This is a genomic window from Frigoriflavimonas asaccharolytica, from assembly GCF_013294015.1.
Classification (GTDB): domain Bacteria; phylum Bacteroidota; class Bacteroidia; order Flavobacteriales; family Weeksellaceae; genus Frigoriflavimonas; species Frigoriflavimonas asaccharolytica.
Window position 1 is genome coordinate 62,033 of sequence record NZ_JABSNO010000003.1, and the last position, 23,888, is coordinate 85,920.

The following is a 23,888-nucleotide window of genomic DNA, read 5'->3' on the forward strand; positions in this document are numbered from 1 at the left end:
TTTGAATAAATTGCTCAATTTCTTTTAAAATTTTTTCATTGTTTACTTGTCCTTTTGGCTGTCTTTGCTTTTTTGCGCAGAATCTTTACTTTGCAAAGCATTTAAAAAATTGCGCAAATATTGATCTAAACATGGTTTGTAAGAACTATGATTTGGATTTCTAAAGAAAGCGCTTAATTCGTGCTTACTCATTTTAACTGCGGATTTGTGAAATAATTCTAGTATTTGGTCGGAATCTAAATTCAACGCAATTTTTAGTTTTTTTAAGATGATATTATTGTTCAAAACTTTTTCAGGTTTTGGAGATTCACCTTCTCGTTTTCCGCGTTTTTCTATGATTAATCCGTCTAAAAATGTTGCAAAATCTACGTCTCGCATTTCTACAAAATTTTCTTCGTCTTCTCGTTTTAGCCAATTAACAATCTGACTTTCATCTGTTTTGTAATTGGTTAAATTGTAGATGCGTTGCATTTTGGCATCTGGATAATTAAATAAAAATCTTATTCTTCGGAATATGTCGTTGTTGGTCATGGAATAGTTTTGCGTTAATAAAAATGCGATTTAGTCTTCATTTTTCAACTTTCTCGCAGATTTTAATGTGTTATAGTAATTGCTATTAACTCATTCTGCGAGAAATTTTTTATGAAAAATTTTAGGATTATGGGTGATCTGTGATTACAAAATTAAGCATCTTTTAAATCTTTAACTTCATACAGATCTTTTCTACGATCGCTCATCGTTCTTACAGCACCGTTGTAATGCAAATCTTTCAATAAATTTAAATCTACATCTACAATCAATGTCATTTCAGAATTTGGCGTGGCTTCACCTTTCACTGCATTGCTTGGGAAAGCAAAATCTGATGGTGTAAAGACTGCGGCTTGGCCAAACTGAATATCCATATTATTTACACCCGGAAGATTTCCTACACAACCTGCAATCGCAACATAGCATTCATTTTCCACTGCTCTTGCTGCAGCACAAACGCGAACTCTGGTATATGCATTTTGAGTATCTGTGAGGTAAGGAACGAATAAAATTTTCATCCCTTGATCTGCCAAAAGTCTTGGTAATTCTGGAAATTCAACATCATAACAGATAATTAAACCAATTTTTCCGCAGTCTGTATCAAAAACTTTGATGCTATCTCCACCTTTCATCCCGTAATAGCGTTTTTCATTCGGTGTGATGTGTATTTTGCGGTATTCATCTATTTTCCCATCACGATGAAGAAGGTATGAAATATTAAAAAGTTCGCCATTTTCTTCAATCGGCATACTTCCAGAAATGATATTTACGTTATAAGAAATAGCAAATTCTGAAATTTTATTTTTAATTTCTTCTGTTAATTTTGCCAATTCAAACATACTTTCTCGCTCTTTCATATGGTTGAAAGGTGCGAGTAGAGGCGTATTGAACAATTCTGGAAACAATACGAAATCTGATTTGTAATCTCCCAAAGTATTTACAAAAAATTCTACCTGATCATAAAAATCTTCAATTGTTTTAAAATGTCGCATTTGCCATTGCACCAATCCTAAACGAATGATGCTATCTTGCATGGTAGAAACTGTATTTTTTTTGCTGTAGTAAATGTTATTCCATTGAAGTAGAACTGCGTTTTCTTTGGAAGATTCGTCTTCTGGAAGATAATTTTTTAAAACTCTTACGGGCAAAAAATTATTCGCAAGCTGAAAGCTTAAAACTGAATCGTATATTTCTTTGTCGCGTACTTTTTCAATATACATTCTAGGCGTCAAATCTTTACTATATTCCCCATAATTTGGAATTCTACCACCTAAAATTATCGATTTTAAATTTAATTGTTCGCACAATTCTTTTCTGGCATCATATAATCTTCTTGCCAATCGCAATTCTCTGAATTTTGGATCTACAAAAACCTCAATTCCATAAAGTACATTTCCGTTTTCTGTATGCGTATTGAAGGTATAATCTCCGGTAACTTCTTTGTATGTATGCTCGTCTCCAAATAATTCATACCGAACAATTATCGAGAGAGAAACTGCTGCCAATTCTCCATCAACAGTAATACAGATTTGCCCATCTGGAAATATTTTCGTTAATTTTTGAATGCTTTTTTCTTGCCAAACATATTCCTTCATTTGTGGATATGCCTTTTTCATTACTGAAATAAGGGCTTCATAATCTGAAAAAGCGAGAGGTCTGATGTTGATATCCATAGAGAAATATTGTTTTTTTTAAATTAGACAATTGAAAAAGTATTTTAAAACTTTTTAAATAATGATGATTTGAATTTTTACTATAAAAATAGAAAAATGAAATGAATTAATTATAATTGAAATGAAATAAGATTTTTATTGCATATTTTTCATTCGTCAATATAAATAACTTCCGAAATATTTATTACTAACGTTAGTGTAAATTTAAGGCTGTGGTTATTATTTTAAATTAAATTTTTCTTAGACAATTTTAAAAATCTCATTATTAATAAAAAAGCAGAGATTGTTAAGCCAATTCCAAGTGCAATCCACATTCCGTAAGCACCCAATTCCATCTTTACGCAAAGATAATATCCTAATGGAATAGTGATAATCCAATAAGCAATAAATGTGATGATGCTTGGTATTTTCACATCTTGCATGCCACGCAAAGCGCCCAAAGAAAGGACTTGCAAACCATCGGAAAGTTGAAAAAGTGCAGCTATTATTATTAAACTTGAAGCCAAATGTATCACTTCTAAATCTCCAGGTTGCGTGAAAAATGTAGGTAAAATATTTCTACCTAATATAAAGATAATTCCGCAGAAAACCATGAAAAGAAATACAATTTTTAAATTATTAATACCAACTTCTCGCAATGCTGCGTAATTTTTTTCCCCAAATCTGTTTCCCGTCATTATCGTAGTTGCAATACTAAAACCGATGCAAAGATTGAACGTAAATGAGGCTAAACTTAAAGCTATTTGATGAGCAGCAATATCGGTAGCAGAAACAAGTCCGCAAATAAATGCTGCCGCTGCGAAGGCTGTAATTTCAAAAAACATTTGCAATGCAGTTGGAACTCCCAATTTAATTAACTTTTGGAACATAGATTTCTGAAAAAGCTTGGCTTTTAAGCTAAAATCATTCATATATCTTTTCGTAGTTGGATGTTTTTTCATTACAAAAAATAGGAATACCGCCATAAATACGCGCGCAATGAATGATGCATAAGCAGAACCATCTACTCCCATAGATTCAATGCCAAACAATCCTTTGATGAAAACATAATTCAAAAAAATATTGATCACGTTTGCAATAATAGTTGCTTTGGTAACGCCAATTGTAAAACTTAAGCCTTCGGAAACTTCTCGCATCGTCTGAAAAACCATAAAAGGTAAAATACTGATAATTGAAATCCGAAGATAACTTTCCGTATCAGGAATTATTTTTGCGGGTTGATCTAAATGATATAAAATGGGCAATGCAAGCAACATGATGATGACCAATGCCAAACCTATACTCATATTTAAAACAAAACCATGGCGGAAAATTCTATTAATTCTAGTATGATCATTTTGAGATTGCGCTTCTGAAACTAAGGGCGGAATTGCTAAAGAAAAACCCAAAGCCAATACAAAAATGGAAAAAAACACGCCATTGGCCAAAGAAACCGAAGCTAGAGCATCTGCTCCCAATAATTTGCCCACCATTATGTTATCAAATAATTGGACGGTCACTTGTCCAACCTGCGTTACCATCACTGGAAGTGCCAATTGGAATAATCTTTTGGTATGAGTGGGATTTAAAATTTGCATAAATTTTGTAAAAAAAATTTGCGGCAAAATTACCGCAAATAAAAGTGAAATTAAGTGTAAATGAGTTTTATTTTCTCACAAAATTTGCAACATCTTCTGCAGAAACAGGATTGCTACCCAAAATGATCAATCTTTCTACAACATTTCGCAATTCTCGAATGTTACCTGTCCAACTAAAATTTTCTAAATCTTTAATGGCTTCATCAGAAAAACTAACCATTGCGTTGCCATGTTCTTCGGAAATAACTTTGGCAAAATGTTCTATTAAAATCCTGATATCTTCTTTTCTTTCATCCAAAGGTGGTACGTAAATTTCTATAACAGAAAGGCGATGATACAAATCTTCTCGAAATCTTGAAGCTGCAATTTCTTCTTTCATGTTTTTATTTGTCGCAGCTAATACGCGCACATCTACCCGCACAGATTTGTCGCTTCCTACGGGAGAAACTTTACTTTCTTGTAACACACGCAATACTTTTGCTTGTGCTATAAGGCTCATATCTCCAATTTCGTCTAAAAATATTGTTCCATTATTGGCGAGTTCAAATTTTCCTTGCTTGTCTTTTATAGCACCAGTGAAAGATCCTTTCACGTGACCGAAAAGTTCGGATTCAATTAATTCTGAAGGAATTGCGGCGCAATTTACTTCTATCATTGGTCCTTTGCTTCTGTTGCTTTGGGAATGCAGCGCATGCGCAACCAATTCTTTTCCCGCTCCATTTGGTCCGGTTATGAGAACTCTAGCATCAGATTCTGCCACTTTTTCAATCATATCCTGAATTTTTTTCAACGCAGGACTTTCGCCAATCATCGTAAATCTTTTATGAACTTTTTTCTTAAGAGATTTATTTTCCGTTTGCAAAGTTTGATTTTCTGCGAGCAATTTTTCTTTATCTAAAGCGTTTTTCACACTCGTTAATAGTCGATTGATATCGATAGGTTTAGAAATAAAATCATAAGCTCCGTTTTTTAAGGAATCTATTGCAGTATCGATATCTGCGTGGCCAGACATCATCACAAAAGTAATCTCTGGTTTTAGTTGCAATGCTTGTTTCAGGAGTTCTGTGCCATTTAGTTTTGGCATTTTTATATCAGAGATTACGAGAGCGAAATCGTCTTTTTCTATCAATTTATAGCCTTCCAAACCATCTTCTGCAATCACAAATTCGTAATCTTTTAGCTCGTCAGAAAGAATACTTTCTAAAACACCAGAAATGGCTTTTTCATCTTCAACAATTAGGATTTTTGGCATATTTTATATTTTATTTTAAATTTAATTCTGAGAATGGGGAAGCAAATATCGTTCCTTTGGAAAATTTTTTGCATGAGAAATTATTTCCAATCTTTCTAAAGATTTTAGGATATAACTCGCTTTTCAACGATATCATATTTTTTTTAAATTTCGTCAGCAAAAATATATTATCTTTTTTTGATCAATTTCGGAATTTCATCTTGCTGGTATTCTCCATACTTCTTAATATATTCTCCATTTGGTTCGATAATAATGTAATTCCCACAAAAATCTGCATTTCCAAAAAGCAATTTTTTTATTTCTCCATTTTTGTCTTCCACAACTTTTTTACTTTTATAATTATACATTTGCTCTACTATATAATATTGAATTATATTTTTGTATTTTTTCAAAAATTTTAGATATAATTTGTCATTTATATAATAATCTATGCAAGAGCCATTAGGTTCTGTTTTTGGTTTAATAAAAAAATTCAATATTATGGTATTAGTTTTTTCAATTTTTGAACCAGTCAGTTGGGATAATTCCTCAACTAATTCAGTTCTACTTTCAACTGACAGAATTCCCTTATTAGAATCTTGTGAATGAATATTAATGCAAAAAAAAATTAACCCAATTAAAATTATTTTTTTCATTAAACATTAAATAAAGGCTTTAATCGACTATCTACTCCCAAAAATTGCCGAACCAACTCTCACGGAATTTGCGCCACATTCTATTGCAGTTTCATAATCTCCGCTCATTCCCATAGATAATGTATGTTCTGTTTTATTTAAATTCAGATCATTAAAAAGATTTTGCAAAACAGAAAATTCTTGTTTCAGTTGTTGAGTATCGTCGGTAAAAGTTGCCATTCCCATCAAGCCTGAAAATGCTACGAAAGAATATTTGTTGTTGATTATTTCTGTAAATAAAATTTTTGCTTCATCAAGTGTTAAACCATATTTAGAATCTTCTTCGGCGATTTTTACTTGTAATAAAATTTTTATTTTTCTATTATTTTTTGCAGCTTCTTTATTTATTTCTTTCAAAATTTTTTCAGAATCTACACTTTGTATCGTATCTACAAAAGCAGCGATGTATTTCACTTTATTGGTTTGCAAGTGCCCAATCAAATGCCATTCGATATCTTTTGGCAGAATTTCCTGCTTTTCTACCAATTCTTGCACTTTATTTTCGCCAAAAACTCTTTGACCTTCATCATAAATTTCTTGAATTATTTCTGAAGGATGTGTTTTCGAAACTGCTACCAGCGTTACATCTTTAGGCAGCGAAGATTTTATTTTATGAAAATTTTCTGTAATACTCATTTTAATTTATTTTTTTGCCATTAAAACCGGCAGCAATCGCCGCATACCATCCGTTGCCGTAGTTTTGTAGCATTTTTTTTCTTCTGTAAATTTTGTTTCCAAGTTCGGATCTATCACAAATATCTCACAATTTTTTGGTACATAATTAATCAATCCAGCTGCAGGATAAACTTGCATTGACGTTCCAATAATTATTAATAAATCTGCTTCTGCACAAATTTCCATAGCGCGATCCATTTCTGGCACCATTTCGCCAAACCAATCAATATGCGGACGAAGTTGAATCCCATTTTGATCTAAATCGCCTAAATTTAAATCTTCTTTCCATTCTATAATTGATGTTTCAGAATTGATGGGTTTTGCTTTCAACAATTCGCCATGAAGATGGATAATTTTTGTAGAACCAGCTCTTTCATGCAGATCATCAACATTTTGAGTGATAATTTGTACATCAAAATACGCCTCTAAATCTGCTAAAATTGTGTGCGCATCATTAGGTTTTACGCTATTCAATTGTTGACGACGGAGATTATAAAATTGAAAAACCAAATCTGGATTTCTCGCAAAACCTCCTGGACTTGCAACATCTTCTACACGATGATTTTCCCACAATCCATTAGAATCTCGAAAAGTACTGATGCCACTTTCTGCAGAAATTCCAGCACCAGAAAGTACTACGAGTTTTTTCTTTTTCATATTAATTCTAATTTTAAAAGAAAGTTTAAAAAAATAATTGAAAATCTGTTTGTAAATTCATCGAAAAGAAATTGTGAGTGTATTGGGAACCTTTTCTACCGTTTAATTTTAAATAATTTACCGAAATATCGCTAAAGATTATCTGAGCAAAAATTGGATAATATCAAAAATTATCCTTGTTTATTTCGCATTGCTTTTGTCTGTTCTAGATTTTCATCGCAACTGAAATTTTCATATTCAGTACTTTCCATAGGAACCAAAGCTACTTTGCTATCATCATTAAAGTGAAAACCGAAACCGTATCTTTTTGCCAAAGCGGAAGAGCGAAGACAAGGTTGACCTTTAGAAAAAAATGTTTCTCTAGCAGATTTTCTTTCGCTTTCAGTTATGTTATTTTTTTGAGCAAAACATTCAAACAAAACATCATCGGAAGTATGTTTGTAAGGGTTGGCAGCCAGCATTTCATATTGAATATTTGCCAAAGTTTTGTTCCTTTTTACAGCAGGAATTTCAGATTTTTCTACAGAAATATCTTCTGCAACTTTTATGAAATTATTTTTATAGTTAGTAGTGTGTACTTTCATTAGTTTTTAATTTAAAATAGATAATAAAATGAATTTTTTGATTGTGCAAATTTATCAATTTTTACTTTTCTTTTTCTTCTTTTTTTTCGGTTCTGTAATTGTTTTAATAAAATCTGCAATTTCCAAATTTTCTATTTCAGATTTTTTCTTTTTCTTTTTTAAATCACCATCAGATTTAAATATATTTTTTAAATCATCGGTTTTTAAAGTTTTGTCCAAAATCATTTTCTGCACCATTGCAAGACTAGAATCATCAAAATGTTTCTCTAGAAGTTGATTAATTAAATGGCTCTTATAATCTTCGTAAGAAATTTCTACATAATATTTGAAAATTCTGCCTTCTTTTTTGGTAGAAACAAATTTTTTCTCTCTTAAAATTTTTAAATAAGTAGAAACGGTATTTTGATGCGGTTTCGGATTGATCTGTGCTTCCATTATATCCTTAAGATAAGCAGAATCTAAAGACCAGATAACCATCATTATCATTTCTTCAGTATTGGTAAGGTCGTTCATTTTTTATGTTTTAATTATAAGAAAATTATCCAATCTGCATTTGGATAAAGGTATAAAGGTAAGCAAAAGAAACTACTGTCGAAAGTAAAAAGCCCATCAATACCTCTTTTGGCGTATGCCTTTTTACAATAATTCTAGAAATTCCCACTAGAATTGAAATTAAAATCCAAGTGATACCTAACCAAAAATTCTGAGAAATAAATAACGCTGCAACAAAGAAATTGAGCGCTGTATGCATAGAACTTTTGATGAAAAAATTGCTCACTTGCATTATTAATAAAAGGACAAGAAGGAAAAACATCATCACATCAAATGATTCCTTCACAAAAAAGTCAAACAGTAAGTAAATAAATATAGAACTATTGATAAAGATATAGAGAGATTTCCGTTTTACCCTATTAGAAACATCTAAATTTTGATAATTCCCTTTTTTCACGTTATAAAAAATCCATAAACTTGAGGGTAAGATTATAATTAAAAATATGGGCAAAAATCTTTCGATAGAATCATGGAACGTAAAATTTTTGTAACTAAAATATATAAAGTAAAGGACTAAGGAGGTGAAAGGATTAAAAAAATTTGAAATAAATTTTGAAACCTTTTTTAAGAAAGAATTTTCTTTGATGATCATAAATAAATTTAGAATTTCAAAAATAAGATAAAAAGATTAAAAAAAAGTACTCCATATCGGAACAATCATTATTAAAAAGATAAAGTTTTTTCTTATTTTTGCTTTTTAATAGAAATTACAATGAAAGAATTTTCGCAAGATGTTTACCTTCAATGGTATAAAGATATGGAAATGTGGAGAAGATTTGAAGACAAATGCAGATCTCTCTATCTAAAACAAAAGATTAGAGGTTTTTTACATTTATATAATGGTCAAGAAGCTATTCCTGCAGGATTTGCTCACGCGATGGATTTATCTAAAGATAGTATGATTACTGCATATAGATGCCACATTTTGCCAATGGCAATGGGAGTTGATCCTAAAAGAATAATGGCAGAATTGTGTGGAAAAGCTACTGGAACATCTGGTGGAATGGGAGGTTCTATGCATATTTTTAGCAAAGAACATCGTTTCTATGGCGGTCATGGAATTGTAGGTGGTCAAATACCTTTGGGAGCAGGAATTGCGTTTGCAGATAAATATTTTGGAACTGGAGGCGTAAATATTTGCTACTTCGGAGATGGTGCTTCCAGACAAGGATCTTTACATGAGACTTTCAATATGGCAATGAATTGGAAACTTCCAGTAGTTTTTGTTGTAGAAAATAATCAATATGCAATGGGAACTTCTGTAAATAGAACTGCCAATCATGATGATATCTACAAATTGGGATTAGGATATGAAATGCCTTGTTTAGCTGTAGATGCAATGGATCCTGAGAAAGTAGCAGAAGTCGCTTTTGAAGCTATTGAAAGAGCAAGAAGAGGAGATGGACCAACATTTATAGAAGCTAGAACATACAGATACAGAGGACATTCTATGTCTGATGCAGAACCTTACCGAACAAAAGAAGAGGTAGAAATGCATAAGAAAGATGATCCTATTGAATTGGTGAAAGCTAGAATTTTGTCCAACAATTGGGCTACAGAAACAGAACTAGAAAGTTATGTACAAGATGCAAGAGTTTTTGTAGATGAATGCATAGAGTTTATGGAAAATTCTCCATATCCAGAAGTAGACAAAGTATATGAATACGTTTATGAACAAGAAGATTATCCCTTTTTAAATCAGTTCGAGAACGGTAAATAATTTAAAATTTGATCATTTAAAAATGTGCATATTCTACATAATAGCATACTAAAAAAATATAAAAACTATGGCAGATGTAATTACAATGCCTCGTCTATCTGATACGATGGAAGAAGGTAAAGTGGCAAAATGGCACAAAAAAGTTGGTGATGCTGTGAAGGAAGGCGAAATACTAGCAGAAATAGAAACAGACAAAGCAGTACAAGATTTTGAATCCGAAATTGATGGTGTAATGCTCCACATTGGCGTAGAAGAAGGAAATGCAGCACCAGTAGATTCTATTCTTTGCATTATCGGAGAAGAAGGTGAAGATATTTCTAATTTATTAGGAGGAAATACCACTGCTAAAGTAGAAAATTCTGAAGTTAATTCTGATAAAAATGATGATTCCGTAGAAATTGAAAATACCGCTAACAATAACTCTGGAGAAATTCCGGCAGGTGTGGAAATTATCAATATGCCAAGACTTTCTGATACGATGTCGGAAGGAAAGGTTGCCAATTGGAACAAAAATGTAGGAGACCAAGTAAAAGAAGGCGACATCATCGCAGAAATAGAAACTGATAAAGCTGTTCAAGATTTTGAATCCGAATTTGATGGCGTTTTACTTTTTCAAGGAGTAGAAGAAGGTGGAGCGGCACCAGTTGATACTATTTTGGCAATCATTGGTCCTGCAGGAACAGATATTTCATCATTAACTTCTGGAAAAGCAAAAAATTCTGAAAAGAAAACAGAAAAAACTGCTGATTCTAGAGTTGAAACTGAAGGAGATGAAATTGATGAAGCAGACCATTCTAAAAAAGTAGAAGCTAAAAATGATAGTGGTAGAATAGCAATTTCGCCTTTAGCCAAAAAAATGGCCGAAGAAAAAGGATTGCAAATTTCCGAAATGCAAGGTTCTGGCGAAAATGGTAGAATCGTGAAGAAAGATGTAGAAAACTATCAACCGAGCGCGAAAACAGAGGCTGCAACAGTGCCACAAAAAGCTGCAGAAGCAAGTGCAAAACCAGTAGCTGTTCAAATGCCAACGAATTTTGTTGCAGGAGAAACTACAGAAACGCCAAACTCACAAGTAAGAAATATCATCGCAAAAAGACTTTCAGAAAGCAAATTTACAGCACCACATTATTATTTGATTGTAGAAATCAATATGGACAAAGCCATCATTGCCCGTTCAGAAATTAATGCTTTGCCAGATACAAAAATTTCTTACAACGATATGATTATCAAAGCTGTAGCAATGGCTTTGCGCAAGCATCCACAAGTAAATTCTACTTGGAAAGCAGATAAAATTATCCATCATGGGGAAATTAATGTTGGTGTAGCCGTTGCCATTCCAGATGGTTTGGTGGTTCCAGTATTGAAAAATACAGACTTCATGAATTACACTCAAATTTCTGCAGCCGTGAAAGATATGGCAGGAAGAGCAAAATCTAAAGGATTGAAAGCCAACGAAATGGAAGGATCGACTTTTTCAGTTTCTAATTTAGGAATGTTTGGTATCGAGACTTTTACTTCTATTATTAATCAACCGAATTCTGCGATTTTATCTGTTGGTGCCATTATAGAAAAACCTGTGGTAAAAGACGGTCAAATTGTGGTAGGAAATACGATGAAGCTTTCTCTAGCATGCGATCATAGAGTAGTAGATGGCGCAACTGGCGCACAATTCCTACAAACTTTGAGAACGTATTTGGAAAGTCCGTTGAGTTTATTGTTGTAATTTAATTTTAATATTTGTAAATTTATTTTGGGCAGCAATTTCCGCCTTCCGTTCCCAATCTTTTTTTTTGCAAAAAAAGGATTTCCACTCAAGTCGGGCTGCAAAGTATCTCAAGTTGAAAAGTTACTTTTATGATTTTAATTAAATACCATCAAAAATTATTTACCTTATTATTTTTGATTTCATGTGTATTAAGTTGTGATTATAAAAGTAACAATTTCAAAAAAGAAACAACTTTAAGAAAAATTGAAATACTTGAAATTCCAAAAAAGAATATTTCAATTATTGAAGCTGCAAAAAAATATGGCCCAGAAGTATCTTCTACATATAAAAAAGCAGTGTGTACAGAATTTTTAATACAAATATTAGAAAAGTCTGAAAATTTAACTTCTTTAGATAAAAGTAGAATAAGGATAATCACCAACGACGATATTCAAGATTTATTAAAAAATAAATCCATGATCCAAAAGGAGTATATTTTGCTTTGATTGAAAAAGGAATTGATATTCCAATAGACGATCAGAAAAAGGTAGTGGAAGGAGATTTGGTTCAATTTTGGACAGAAACTTGGGGACATTGTGGTATTGTAAAAAGCATTAATCCTTCAGACAATACAATGGAATTATATTCATCATTTCCATCTACAAATGGTTATGGTATTCAGAAATTTGAAATTCCTAATAATACATTTTTTGTAAGACTGAAATAAAGTTTTATAAAACTTACAATAGTAAAACTATGATCCAAGCAAAAAATATACATAAATTCTACGGAGATTTAGAAGTGCTGAAAGGTGTAGATCTTCATATCAAACAAGGCGAAGTAGTTTCGATTGTAGGAGAATCAGGCGCTGGAAAATCTACCCTTCTACAAATTTTAGGTACCTTAGATTCACCCTCAAATGTGAAAAAATACGGTACAGAAATAAGTATTGATGGCAATTCTTTCATCTATATGAGCGACAAGCAAATTTCTAAATTTAGAAATTCTAATATTGGTTTTGTATTTCAATTTCACCAATTATTACCAGAATTTACAGCTTTGGAAAATGTACTATTGCCCACAAAAATTTCTGGAAGAAATGATGCAGAATCTATGGAAAAAGCCATTCAGCTTTTCGAAGATTTGAATATTGCCCACAGATTGCACCACAAACCAAGCGAAATGTCTGGTGGAGAAGCACAAAGAGCTGCGGTTGCAAGAGCATTGATCAATTCCCCGAAGATAATTTTTGCAGATGAGCCAACAGGAAATTTAGATTCCAAAAATGCAGACGATCTTCATCAATTATTCTTTGATTTGCGCGATAAATACAATCAAACTTTTGTCATCGTTACGCACAATCCAAATTTAGCAGACGTTACAGATAGAAAATTGGAAATGAAAGACGGGATGATTATTTAAGAAGTATTCAGTCTGGAGTCCTTAAGTATGAAATAATAAAATTGTCTAAAGTAAATATTTAGAATTATTTTGTCATGTTTAAATTCTTTCTGTTTCATAATAATTTTTTTCAACTTTTGCTTTAAAAATCAATTTCCAAATTCAATAATGAAATATATTCATTTTTTAAATTTTCTATTCATCTTTCTGCTTTGCATCAATTGTAAAGGCGATGCACAAATACCGAAATCTAACGTTAAAATTGAAAATAAAAAACCAACGATTTCTGCAGAAAAAATTTCTTCTTTACAAAATTTTATAAAAAATAAGATCTATAATCAAGAATTGGCCATCTTCATAGATTTCAAAATTCCATCCAACAAATTCAGATTTTTTCTGTATGATTTGAAAAATGAAAAAATTCTAGAAAAAGGCTTGGTTGCACATGGTTCTGGAAGCGAAATTCCTGGTAGTGCCGAACTTCAATTTAGCAATATTGAAAATTCTCTTCAATCTTCTTTGGGAAAATACGAAATTAGCAGTTCTTATGTTGGTAGTTTTGGAAAATCTTATCGACTAAAAGGTCTTGATAAAACCAACGATTTAGCGATGAAACGTGCAATAGTAATGCATCCATTATCTTGCATGCAAGATGTGGAGCAAAAATATCCGTCTTGTCTAAGTTGGGGTTGCCCAATGCTTTCTCAAAATTTTTTCGATAAAATCGCAAAATATATTGATGCTTCAAAAAAGCCAATAATCTTGTATTGTTATTACTAAAAATTTTATCTTTGAACAGATTTTAGATCAATTAATCATTACGCAACCATCAATTATTTCAAAATGTCCATAAAATTTCTTGCTGAAGACGATAGACCGAGAGAAAAAATGATGTTGAAAGGCAAAAGTGCTTTGTCAGATTCAGAATTGTTGGCAATCATCATGAGAAATGGAAGCCGAGAAGAAACTGCAGTAGAATTGGCACGAAGAATTTTAAATTCTGTAGACAACAATTGGCACAATTTAAGCAAATTGTCCCTACCAGATTTAATGAAATTTAAAGGAGTAGGACAAGTAAAAGCCATAGAAATAACCACAGCTTTAGAAATTGGTAAGAGAAGAGCAGCGCAAGAAATTCCTGAAAAAATTAAAATTGCTTCTAGCAAAGATATTTTCCATGTTTTGCATCCATATCTGGGAGATTTGCAAACCGAAGAATTTTGGGCAATATTCCTCAATCAAAATAATAAAATCTTACACAAAACTAGACTTACTTCTGGCGGAATTAATCAATCTGTTGTCGACATCCGCATTTTATTTAAAATCGCATGTGAGCATTTTGCGACCGGAATTATAATCTCTCACAATCACCCTTCCGGAAATTTGAAGCCTAGCCAAGAAGATTTTAAAATTACAAAAAGCATCAAAGAAGCTTCTAGAATTATGCAAATCACGCTAATAGATCACATTATAATTGCGCAAAATTCTTATTATAGTTTCGCAGACGAAGGAGAATTATGATTAGAAAAGTATCATATAAAGATATTGATTTTCAAAAATATGAAAAGTGTTTAGAAAATTCTGTGCAGAGAAATTTCTATGCAAAAAGAGAAATTTTAGATTTTTTGTGCGAAGCTTGGGAACTGCTAATTTATGGTGATTATCAATATATAATGCCAATACCAATAAAAAATAAATTTGGCTTAAACATCGCTTTAATTCCACTTTTTTGCCAACAACTTGGAGTGTATAGTTTAGAAAAAAACACCAATGTAGAGCAAGAATTTTTAGAATATTTTAGAGTAAATTATAAAATTTATCTGTATCCTTTTAATTCATCAAATAGCTTTGAAGAACAATTAGCGCCGAAAAAAAATTACATTATTGAAAAAACGGCTTATTCTTCATTAAAAAAGCGATATTATAAAGGTAGAAAATCTGCGGTTAAATCTGCACAATATCTTAATTTGCAGATAGTTTCACTTGACGCTAATATTTTAAATTTCATCAATACCCATTTCAAAGGTTTGGATAAAAACTCGGATAAGATTTTTTTTCAGGCATATCTAGAATTTCTATCTGCACAAGCTTTTTTAAAATGTTATGCTGCTTTTGAAAATGATCAATTATTGAGTCTCGCAATTGTAATTCAAGATGATGATACCAATTATTTATTAGGTTTAATGAATGATCCGGAATTTTTAAATAAAAATGCTGCTTCATTTTTACTAGATAAAATTTTTGAAAAAGAAATTGCAAATAAAAAATTTAGTTTTATGGGAGGCAGCATTCGAGGTATCGAGCTGTTTTTTAAGAGTTTTGGGGCAGAATTAGAGTGTTTTCCGATTTTACAAAATAATAAAAAACAATTGTTAATGAGTTTATTTAGATAGCTTATTATTTATTTAATGAGAGTTTTGGTGCAAAAGTTTCTGAATATCTTTCAATACAGCATTCAAAAAAAGATTTAGTTAAATATTACTTAAAAAGTTTATAAATTATTAAAAAATTTTTCAGATTATTTAGAAACTGAAAAGCCTTATTTTTCACTTTCACAATTGCATGAAATGAAGAAAATGGGTTTCGCTATTGGTAATCATAGTAGAAGTCACGCTCGTTTTCCAAAAATTGATTTTGAAATACAAAAAGCAGAACTTTTGGAAGCAAATTCCATTTTGTTGAAAGAAAATTTATCAGAAGATCTCAATTTTTGCTTTCCTTTTGGTGATGATTCTGTGAATAATGAATTTTTTGAGTGGATGTATTCTGAAGCAAATATCTTGAAATCTTTTGGGACAGCAGGTTTAAAAAAGGATCATTTTATAAATCATCTTCATAGAATTTTGATGGAACATGAAAATTTTGATGCTTCAGAAATCATTAAATCTGAATATATTTATTATTTTTTAAAAAGCTTTTTTAATAAAAATAAAATTCGAAGATGATAAAAGTTTTTTATAAATAAATATTTCCGAAGAAATTCCGAAACGATATCCATATCCATATCCGAAAAGTAAAAGCAATTTTTTTGAAAGGTGACAATTTCTATTGCCCTTGCTGTCAAAAATCTTCTTCAAAATTTTTGAAAAAAGGAAATGTCTTAGTTTGCATAGAAAACGCTGTTTGTCCACATTGTGGTTCTTTGGAAAGGTCTAGATTATTAAAATTATTTTTAGAAAATGAAACTAAAATATTTAACGATAATCCTAAAATCCTTCATTTTGCGCCAGAAGATTCTTTAAAAAATATTCTAAAAGCAAATCCAAATTATCAGGATGTAGATTTAAATCCAAATTTAGCATCGCTACAAATGGATATTACAGATTTAAAATTCTCTGATAATACATTTGATTTTATTATTTGCGCTCATGTTTTGGGGCATATTCCTGATGAAAAGAAAGCGCTAAGCGAAATGTATAGAGTTTTAAAATCTGGTGGAAAATTATTTCTATTATCATTAATGAATCTAAATTCCGAAGAAACCTTGGAAAATTTTGAAAATAATACACCAGAAAAAAAATTGAAAGCCTATGGAGAATTTGATTTGCAAAGATTATATGGTTTAGATTTTGAAAATAGACTACAATCTAAGCAAGTTGTAATAAAAAAAATAGATTATCGAAAGAATTTTGGAAAAGCTGAAAGGGAAAAATGTCTTTGGGTAATGGAGAAAGAGAAATAATTTATCAAGTTACAAAGCTTTAAATTCCCACGGATAGTTGACAATTATCAGCAATTTTTACATTTAAAAATTTCGTAAATTTGCGATTATTAAAGTAGCAATGGACTCTCTAAACGAAATTTTTTCCGAACCATATTTTCCTTACGCATTCGCGTTGGTTTTTATAATTCCGATCATTTTTTTATTGAGACTTTTCGTTTTTAAATATATTGAATTTAAAAATAGAGAATTTAAAATGCTTACTGTAAAAGGGAATGCAGAAAATAAAAGCCAATCTTATGAAAGGATGGCACTTTTTTTAGAAAGGATAAAACCTTCTAATTTGGTTTCTAATTTCGATGCTAAATTAGAAAAGCATGAATTTCTTTTTTTAACGGAAAAATCTATAATAGAAGAATTTAATTATAATACGTCTCAACAAATTTACATTACCAAAAATACGTGGTCTTCTGTAGTTATGGCTAAAGATGAAGTTATAAAATTGTTGCAAGAAACATACAATAAGATTGGAGAAAACGCCAATTTAGAAGAATATAAAACACTTTTGCTGCTCAATTATATGAACGGTGAAGATTATATCAGCCAGACAATTGATGAATTGAAGCGAGAAGTTTTGCTGGTTACCTAATACAATTAATTTTACACAAAATGATACCAAATTTTAAAGCACATCCATGGCACGGAATTTCCGTAGGGGAAGAATGTCCAGACGTAGTGAATGTTTTTATAGAAATAGTACCTTCGGATACTATAAAATATGAAGTAGATAAGGAAAGTGGTTTCCTAAAAGTAGATCGCCCACAGCAATTTTCTAATATAATTCCTGCATTGTATGGTTTTGTACCTAGAACATATTGCCACGATGAAGTTTTGAGACTAGCTTTAGAAAGTGGAGCAGAAGACGTAACTATTGGAGATAATGATCCTTTGGATATCTGTGTTTTGAGTTCTCATAATATTCACTCTGGCGGAATGTTGATGGAAGCTTTGCCAATTGGTGGTTTTAAAATGATAGATGCAGGTGAAGCAGACGATAAAATTGTAGCAGTAATGAAAGGAGATCACGCTTTCGGGCATTTCCGAGATATTTCTGAATTGCCGCAAGCTGAAGTAAAACGTTTGATGCACTATTTCCTTACCTACAAAAATTTACCAGACGAACCTGCAAAATGTAGAATTCATGAAGTTTACGGAGCTGATCATGCAAAAGAAGTAGTTTTAGCTTCTATGCGAGATTATGCAAGTAAATTTGGCGGATAACATTAAACAATATCCAAATTTCATAAATTTTTACGGTAAATTCATAGTTTTTGCCTGTTAAATTTTTAAACATCAGAATTATTTATGTACTTTTGATTTTCTTTAAATAATTTAACAGAAATTAACATTAAACAAAAACTATGAATAATCTTTTCTATTTGGTACCAATATTTGGTGTCATTGCTCTTATTTACACTTTTATCCAAAGTGCATGGGTTACCAAACAACCAGACGGCGATAGCCGCATGAAAGAAATTGCTGGCTATATTGCAGATGGAGCAATGGCTTTCTTAAAAGCAGAATACAAAGTAATGAGTTACTTTGTTGTAGTAGCTGCTCTATTGTTAGGTGTAATGGGATATGCGGATAAAAATAGCCACTGGTCTATTGCATTGGCATTTATCTTTGGTGCATTTTTCAGTGCTTTAGCCGGATTCTTAGGAATGAGGATCGCTACAAAATCCAACGTAAGAACTGCAGAAGCTGCAAAAACATCACTTTCAAAAGCATTGAAGGTTTCCTTTACAGGAGGTTCTGTAATGGGAATGGGAGTTGCTGGTTTGGCTGTTTTGGGTTTAGGTAGTTTGTTTATTATTTTAAAAATGGTATTTGCTCCAGATTCTGCTGTAGACAGCGAAGAAATGAAGCGTGCTATTGAAATCCTGACAGGTTTTTCTTTGGGTGCAGAATCTATCGCACTTTTTGCAAGAGTAGGAGGTGGAATATACACTAAAGCGGCAGATGTAGGTGCGGATTTAGTAGGAAAAGTAGAAGCAGGAATACCAGAAGACGATCCAAGAAATCCGGCAACTATTGCAGATAACGTAGGAGATAATGTAGGAGATGTAGCAGGAATGGGAGCAGATTTATTCGGTTCTTATGTAGCTACCGTTTTAGCAACTATGGTTTTGGGTAGAGAAACTACTGGTATAGATTTAAATCCATTAGTTGATGGATTTGGAGGTTTATCTCCGATTTTATTGCCGATGCTTATTGCAGGTGTTGGTATCATACTTTCGATAATAGGTACTTTTTTCGTTCGTATCTCGGAAAGTGCAGGATTGAATACTTCGACTGTGCAAAATGCATTAAATATGGGGAATTATGGTTCCATTGTATTAACCGCAATTGCATGTTTCTTCTTAGTTACCAATATTTTGCCAGCAGAAATGTCTTTAAGAGGCTTTAATTTCACTAGTATGGATGTTTTTTATTCCATTTTAGTTGGTTTAGCAGTTGGTACTTTAATGAGCATCATTACAGAATATTATACAGCAATGGGGAAAAGACCAGTGCAAAGTATTGTAGATCAATCTTCTACTGGTCATGCAACAAATATTATTGGTGGATTGGCAGTAGGAATGGAATCTACATTTTTACCAATTTTGGTTTTAGCAGCGGGAATTTTTGGATCTTACCATTTTGCAGGTTTGTACGGTGTTGCTATTGCAGCAGCCGGAATGATGGCTACAACAGCAATGCAATTAGCAATTGATGCTTTTGGTCCAATTGCAGATAATGCAGGTGGAATTGCAGAAATGAGCGAATTGCCTGCAGAAGTTAGAGAAAAAACAGATATTCTAGATGCAGTAGGAAATACCACAGCTGCTACAGGAAAAGGATTTGCAATTGCTTCTGCGGCTTTAACGGCTTTAGCATTATTTGCAGCGTTCGTAGGAATTGCAGGAATTGATGGTATCGATATTTATAGAGCAGATGTACTTGCAGGTTTATTTGTGGGAGCTATGATTCCATTTATATTTTCTTCTTTAGCTATTCGTGCTGTTGGAGAAGCTGCAATGGCAATGGTAGAAGAAGTTAGAAGACAATTTCGTGAAATTCCAGGAATTTTGGAAGGAACAGGAAAACCGGAATATGACAAATGTGTAGCAATATCTACAGAAGCATCTTTGAGAAAAATGATGTTACCTGGTGCAATTGCTATCGTTTCTCCGCTAATTGTTGGTTTCCTTTTAGGTCCAGAAGTTTTAGGTGGATTTTTAGCAGGAGCTACTGTTTCTGGAGTATTGATGGGTATGTTCCAAAATAATGCTGGTGGAGCTTGGGATAATGCAAAAAAATCTTTCGAGCAAGGTGTAGATATTAAAGGTGAAAAATTCTACAAAGGATCTGAACCTCACAAAGCATCTGTAACAGGTGATACTGTAGGAGATCCTTTCAAAGATACTTCTGGTCCATCTATGAATATTTTAATTAAATTAATGTCTATCGTTTCTTTAGTTATTGCACCTACTTTAGCGGTGATACACGCAGATCAAATAAAGGAAAATAGAGCAGCGAAATTAAAAGTAATTACATTAGCTCAAATTAAAGCAGACAATCCAAACGGAGAAGCTGCTGTAGATTTGGCCGCAATTTCTACGATGAAAGGAGCATTGAATGCAGATGGAGATTTCGTGTATGAAACAGGCGAAATGCAAGAAGTTTCTTTAATGAATGGAAAAAAAATCATGATAGGAAATAGCAGTTCTATATTTAATATGGTGAAAAGTATTGAAGGAAAAGATGAATCTATTTTAAATAAAGATGTTTGGTTTACCATAGAAAATCTTTATTTTGATACTGGAAAAAGTACCATTAAAGCAAGTTCTATGGTTGAATTACAGAATATTGCAGAAGTTTTGAAAGCCAACGAAAATTTAAAGATAAAACTTGGTGGGTACACAGATAATTCTGGTTCACAAGAAATCAACCAACCACTATCTCTCCAAAGAGCAGAAAGTGCAAAAAAACAATTGACAGCAATGGGAATTGCCGCAGACAGAATTGAGGCAGAAGGATACGGAAGTGAATTTCCTGTTTGTGCTGCAAATGATACTCCAGAATGCAAAGCTCAAAACAGAAGAATAGCTGTGAGAGTTACAGAATTATAGAATTTTTTATTTTAAAAAGATAAACGCCTCAAAGTTTTTGAGGCGTTTTTTTATTATCATTTTTTATAATTTAAGAATTTCATTGCTAAATTTAATATTCGTAATTACCTTAATAATTATTTGTTTATAAAATCTTTTTAAGTAAACATAATCCTGAATATATTTTTTAATACATATACTTGCAAATATTAGTTTTAATAAGTTTAATGTTCTCCAAAAAAACATAAATTAATGATTAAAATACTAAACAGAATCTGAATAGAATTACAATAGAACTATCGATAGCATTATTGGTAAGAAGAAAGCGCAGAATCAATAATTTTATATGTAGTATTCTTCATAAAATGTGATGCCAACTACAAATGTGCGCACAACTATTTTTAGTATGATGAAGATAAGGAATTGGTTCAATAAAAAAGACCTATCAAATTTGATAAGTCTTTTTGCTTTTTTTATTGTACGATTTAGAAATTAAAATGTGGAACAGCAAGTTTTAATTTGAAAATCATCATAATACCAAACTACATTTTCTGCATTAGGAACATCTACAGTGAAAGAAACTCCTCCTCTGTTTTTTAGTACATCATTAAATTTTTGAGCATCATCCGCTGCATTCACAGAGGGAACTATTGTCCATTGCCCATATTCATTACTTGGCAACACATTGTTTGAAGCCAAAGCAATTGGAATTTTAATTGATGTAAATACTCCCTTATTTGCAACAATTTTATAAGGGTCTTTCAATTTAAAAACTGCTCTGTAGGTAGAATTGTAAAAGTTGGTAGTATTATACAATTCCATTGCATTTTCTGCAGTGGCATCTCCAACTGCATTTAATGCTACTTTGTAATATATATCGCAACCAGTTGCGATAAGATTAGCCGTTAAAAAATTAGAATTGAAGGTAGTAGAAACACCAGATCCATCTGTGAATTTCATGGCTTTGTTGGTGTTTCCTACCGGAAAATTTGCAACAATACCAGTTCCATTGATGGTTGTCCAACCGTTGACATTATTTAAGGTTGCGGTCTCAAAATTTTCTGTGTAGGTGAAAGTACTGCAATCTTGAGATACATAAACACAATCTTCGCTTCTAGAACAATTAGAAAATAAGAAGAGTATATTGAAATAGAATATATATTTTATATTTTTCATTTTAATAGGATTATTTAATTATAAAAATAGTATTACTATGCGGTTTAGAACATAGTAATACCAAGATAAGATTTATTTTTTTTGATCCGGACAGATAACTTTCATTTCCGTTCTACGATTCACTTCATGTTCTGCATCGGTACATTTTGCGCCGTTTATACATTGGTTCAAAATGGCTTTTTCGCCCATTCCTATTGCAATCAATCTTGATTTTGTAATTCCGTTTGTAATCAAATAGTCTACTACAGATTTTGCTCTTTCGTTAGATAATCTTTGGTTGTATTCATCACTACCTCTCGCATCTGTATGAGAAGAAAGCTCCACATTTGCGTTTGGATTATCTTTCAAGAATTGCAATAATTTATTTAATTCTGGGTATGCTTCTATTCTTAATGTAGCTTTATCAAAATCATAATAAATTTTGTTTAGGGTAACTTTATTACCACAACCAGCATTATCTGCGCAAATATTCAATTCCATATATACAGATCCACCTACAGTTTTAGATGTTGTAATCTCTTTAATTTCAGAGAAATACAATTCTTTTGAAGCATAGATTCTGTATCTTAAATTATTTTGCAATATCATAGTGAAATTTCCATTTGCATCAGACTTGGCAGTTTTATTATATTCCGGACTATTACTTTCTGCATATATCAAAGCATTTTTCAGTGGTAATTTTGTTTTGCAATCCGTAATGTTTCCTCTCACAATGATGTGATTTTGAGTATAATAGATATTCTTACGAACGATAGGGTTTTTATCAAACTCTGCACTGTCTACCGTTGTAACTTCTAGTGGTTCGCCATAAAAAGCTGAATTGATTGTGTAAGTATCATAAGGTAGGTTTTTAAATGTAACACTTCCAGATCCGTCTGTAGTTTCTTCTCCAATCGGTTCACCGGTAGAATCAAATAAATTAACCTTTACGCCAGCAAGAAACTCTTTCGTTATTTTATCGAACGTGTTTACAATGATGGTGTTGTCTTGTGACTTTGGAATTTCAATCAATGGTTCTGGCTCAATCTGTTTCTTTTTGATGCCAAATCTATAATTAAGTCCTAAGGTAACACCATAAGAATCAAAATCGCAGTTGCATTCCGAATTTCTAAATTTTACGTTATCCGTTACAACGTTGGTATTATTCACATCGTTGAATTCTCTGTAAGCAGTATAACTAGATCCGCTTAAAAGCTCGGTAGTTTTCTGATGCTTTATGTAGTATCCTCCAATACTTAAAGCAACATCTTCTTGGATGTTGAACATCACATTCAATCCACCTTTGAAGGTAAGAAGGCTTTTAGAATCAAAGCCATTGTATTTATTAAGGGTTACGTTTGCAGTATTGTCTCTCAACAATAATTCTCCACCAGTTATATTGGAAAGTCCGACTCTTCCATACAATTCTGCACTTATTTTCTTTGCTTCGTTGGTCTTGAAACTTGGTCCAACACCAAAAAATAACCTCGAAATTTTACCTTCTGTATTTTGAAGATTTGTTAACGAGGTAGCGCCAAACTTTAGATTGGTGGTTGGATAAAGATTTTTCATGTTATTTTGAAAATAATCAACATCAAAACCAACACCGAAATATTTCCAGTAATAATTCAAATTCACACCGAATTTTAGCCCATTTTGAATCTCTGCATACGCAAGATGATTTTTGACAGTGGGAATGTCATACCCTATATTTGCACCTATTTGAAAATAATTAGTAGTAGCGGGCAAATCTGGTTTTATGATGGTATCTTGTTTAATACTCATCATTTTAGAATGATTTTCACTGAAAATTAATTCAGTATTTCTAATATTTGATTTTATTTGGATACTCCAAAGTAAAATCAAACTCAGAAACAGCAAAGTTTGTTTTGTTTTCATAAAATAGTTAGTTTTTTTAAT

25 protein-coding genes are annotated in these 23,888 nt (G+C 31.8%); 13 read left to right on the plus strand and 12 right to left on the minus strand.

Going from position 1 to position 23,888, the window contains the following annotated elements; all coding sequences use genetic code 11:
* Positions 1-42 precede the first annotated feature (42 nt).
* The 10 genes from HNQ03_RS02680 to HNQ03_RS02725 form a co-directional block, all read right to left on the minus strand.
* Entirely contained in the window at positions 43-531 is a 489-nt protein-coding gene (locus HNQ03_RS02680) for a YehS family protein (protein WP_173778108.1), read from the minus strand.
* Positions 532-683: 152 nt separating this feature from the next.
* A complete protein-coding gene (locus tag HNQ03_RS02685; RefSeq protein WP_173778109.1) occupies positions 684-2,201 on the minus strand; it encodes a carbon-nitrogen hydrolase family protein in 1,518 nt (505 codons plus the stop codon).
* A gap of 224 nt (positions 2,202-2,425) precedes the next feature.
* On the minus strand, positions 2,426-3,778 hold the full coding sequence (locus HNQ03_RS02690; RefSeq protein WP_173778110.1) for an MATE family efflux transporter: 1,353 nt from the start codon (positions 3,776-3,778) through the stop codon (positions 2,426-2,428).
* Between the two features lie 67 nt (positions 3,779-3,845).
* Positions 3,846-5,030: a sigma-54-dependent transcriptional regulator gene (locus HNQ03_RS02695; RefSeq protein WP_173778111.1), complete on the minus strand. Its 1,185-nt coding sequence runs from the start codon at positions 5,028-5,030 to the stop codon at positions 3,846-3,848.
* A gap of 167 nt (positions 5,031-5,197) precedes the next feature.
* Complete coding sequence (locus HNQ03_RS02700) at positions 5,198-5,422, minus strand: hypothetical protein (protein WP_173778112.1); 225 nt, start codon at positions 5,420-5,422, stop codon at positions 5,198-5,200.
* Between the two features lie 270 nt (positions 5,423-5,692).
* Positions 5,693-6,340 carry a YggS family pyridoxal phosphate-dependent enzyme gene (locus HNQ03_RS02705; protein WP_173778113.1) on the minus strand — a complete coding sequence of 216 codons (648 nt, stop codon included), beginning with the start codon at positions 6,338-6,340 and terminating at the stop codon, positions 5,693-5,695.
* 6 nt (positions 6,341-6,346) lie between these two features.
* Positions 6,347-7,036: an SIR2 family NAD-dependent protein deacylase gene (locus tag HNQ03_RS02710; RefSeq protein ID WP_173778114.1), complete on the minus strand. Its 690-nt coding sequence runs from the start codon at positions 7,034-7,036 to the stop codon at positions 6,347-6,349.
* 170 nt (positions 7,037-7,206) lie between these two features.
* Complete coding sequence (locus tag HNQ03_RS02715; RefSeq protein WP_173778115.1) at positions 7,207-7,620, minus strand: DUF6157 family protein; 414 nt, start codon at positions 7,618-7,620, stop codon at positions 7,207-7,209.
* 54 nt (positions 7,621-7,674) lie between these two features.
* On the minus strand, positions 7,675-8,133 hold the full coding sequence (locus HNQ03_RS02720; RefSeq protein ID WP_173778116.1) for a BlaI/MecI/CopY family transcriptional regulator: 459 nt from the start codon (positions 8,131-8,133) through the stop codon (positions 7,675-7,677).
* Positions 8,134-8,158: 25 nt separating this feature from the next.
* Positions 8,159-8,569 carry a phosphatase PAP2 family protein gene (locus tag HNQ03_RS02725; protein ID WP_226927418.1) on the minus strand — a complete coding sequence of 137 codons (411 nt, stop codon included), beginning with the start codon at positions 8,567-8,569 and terminating at the stop codon, positions 8,159-8,161.
* A gap of 315 nt (positions 8,570-8,884) precedes the next feature.
* Between HNQ03_RS02725 and pdhA the strand changes: the two genes are divergently transcribed.
* The 13 genes from pdhA to HNQ03_RS02790 all read left to right on the plus strand — a co-directional run bounded on the left by pdhA (position 8,885) and on the right by HNQ03_RS02790 (position 20,834).
* Positions 8,885-9,892 (plus strand): pyruvate dehydrogenase (acetyl-transferring) E1 component subunit alpha, encoded by a 1,008-nt coding sequence (gene pdhA, locus HNQ03_RS02730; RefSeq protein WP_173778118.1) that lies wholly within the window; start codon positions 8,885-8,887, stop codon positions 9,890-9,892.
* A 67-nt stretch (positions 9,893-9,959) separates the two neighbouring features.
* Complete coding sequence (locus tag HNQ03_RS02735; protein ID WP_173778119.1) at positions 9,960-11,615, plus strand: 2-oxo acid dehydrogenase subunit E2; 1,656 nt, start codon at positions 9,960-9,962, stop codon at positions 11,613-11,615.
* Between the two features lie 131 nt (positions 11,616-11,746).
* Positions 11,747-12,103 (plus strand): hypothetical protein, encoded by a 357-nt coding sequence (locus HNQ03_RS02740; protein ID WP_173778120.1) that lies wholly within the window; start codon positions 11,747-11,749, stop codon positions 12,101-12,103.
* Positions 12,100-12,324 (plus strand): hypothetical protein, encoded by a 225-nt coding sequence (locus tag HNQ03_RS02745; protein ID WP_173778121.1) that lies wholly within the window; start codon positions 12,100-12,102, stop codon positions 12,322-12,324. The genes HNQ03_RS02740 and HNQ03_RS02745 overlap by 4 nt, the downstream gene beginning before the upstream one ends.
* 29 nt (positions 12,325-12,353) lie before the next feature.
* A complete protein-coding gene (locus tag HNQ03_RS02750; protein WP_173778122.1) occupies positions 12,354-13,019 on the plus strand; it encodes an ABC transporter ATP-binding protein in 666 nt (221 codons plus the stop codon).
* 147 nt (positions 13,020-13,166) lie between these two features.
* Positions 13,167-13,778, plus strand: coding sequence for a murein L,D-transpeptidase catalytic domain-containing protein (locus tag HNQ03_RS02755; protein ID WP_173778123.1), 612 nt, complete (start codon positions 13,167-13,169; stop codon positions 13,776-13,778).
* A 63-nt stretch (positions 13,779-13,841) separates the two neighbouring features.
* Entirely contained in the window at positions 13,842-14,519 is a 678-nt protein-coding gene (gene radC, locus HNQ03_RS02760; protein WP_173778124.1) for a RadC family protein, read from the plus strand.
* Positions 14,516-15,391, plus strand: coding sequence for a hypothetical protein (locus HNQ03_RS02765; RefSeq protein ID WP_173778125.1), 876 nt, complete (start codon positions 14,516-14,518; stop codon positions 15,389-15,391). The genes radC and HNQ03_RS02765 overlap by 4 nt, the downstream gene beginning before the upstream one ends.
* Before the next feature lie 165 nt (positions 15,392-15,556).
* Positions 15,557-15,943: a polysaccharide deacetylase family protein gene (locus HNQ03_RS02770; protein ID WP_262888535.1), complete on the plus strand. Its 387-nt coding sequence runs from the start codon at positions 15,557-15,559 to the stop codon at positions 15,941-15,943.
* Between the two features lie 137 nt (positions 15,944-16,080).
* On the plus strand, positions 16,081-16,680 hold the full coding sequence (locus tag HNQ03_RS02775; RefSeq protein ID WP_173778127.1) for a class I SAM-dependent methyltransferase: 600 nt from the start codon (positions 16,081-16,083) through the stop codon (positions 16,678-16,680).
* 100 nt (positions 16,681-16,780) lie between these two features.
* Positions 16,781-17,308, plus strand: coding sequence for a DUF7935 family protein (locus HNQ03_RS02780; protein ID WP_173778128.1), 528 nt, complete (start codon positions 16,781-16,783; stop codon positions 17,306-17,308).
* 20 nt (positions 17,309-17,328) lie between these two features.
* Positions 17,329-17,940: an inorganic pyrophosphatase gene (locus HNQ03_RS02785; protein WP_173778129.1), complete on the plus strand. Its 612-nt coding sequence runs from the start codon at positions 17,329-17,331 to the stop codon at positions 17,938-17,940.
* A 140-nt stretch (positions 17,941-18,080) separates the two neighbouring features.
* Positions 18,081-20,834, plus strand: a complete 2,754-nt coding sequence (locus HNQ03_RS02790; RefSeq protein ID WP_173778130.1) for a sodium-translocating pyrophosphatase — start codon at positions 18,081-18,083, stop codon at positions 20,832-20,834.
* Between the two features lie 471 nt (positions 20,835-21,305).
* Here HNQ03_RS02790 and HNQ03_RS02795 read toward each other — a convergent pair whose 3' ends face one another.
* Entirely contained in the window at positions 21,306-21,989 is a 684-nt protein-coding gene (locus tag HNQ03_RS02795) for a hypothetical protein (protein WP_173778131.1), read from the minus strand.
* Positions 21,990-22,061: 72 nt separating this feature from the next.
* On the minus strand, positions 22,062-23,867 hold the full coding sequence (locus tag HNQ03_RS02800) for an OmpA family protein (protein WP_173778132.1): 1,806 nt from the start codon (positions 23,865-23,867) through the stop codon (positions 22,062-22,064).
* Positions 23,868-23,888 lie beyond the last annotated feature (21 nt).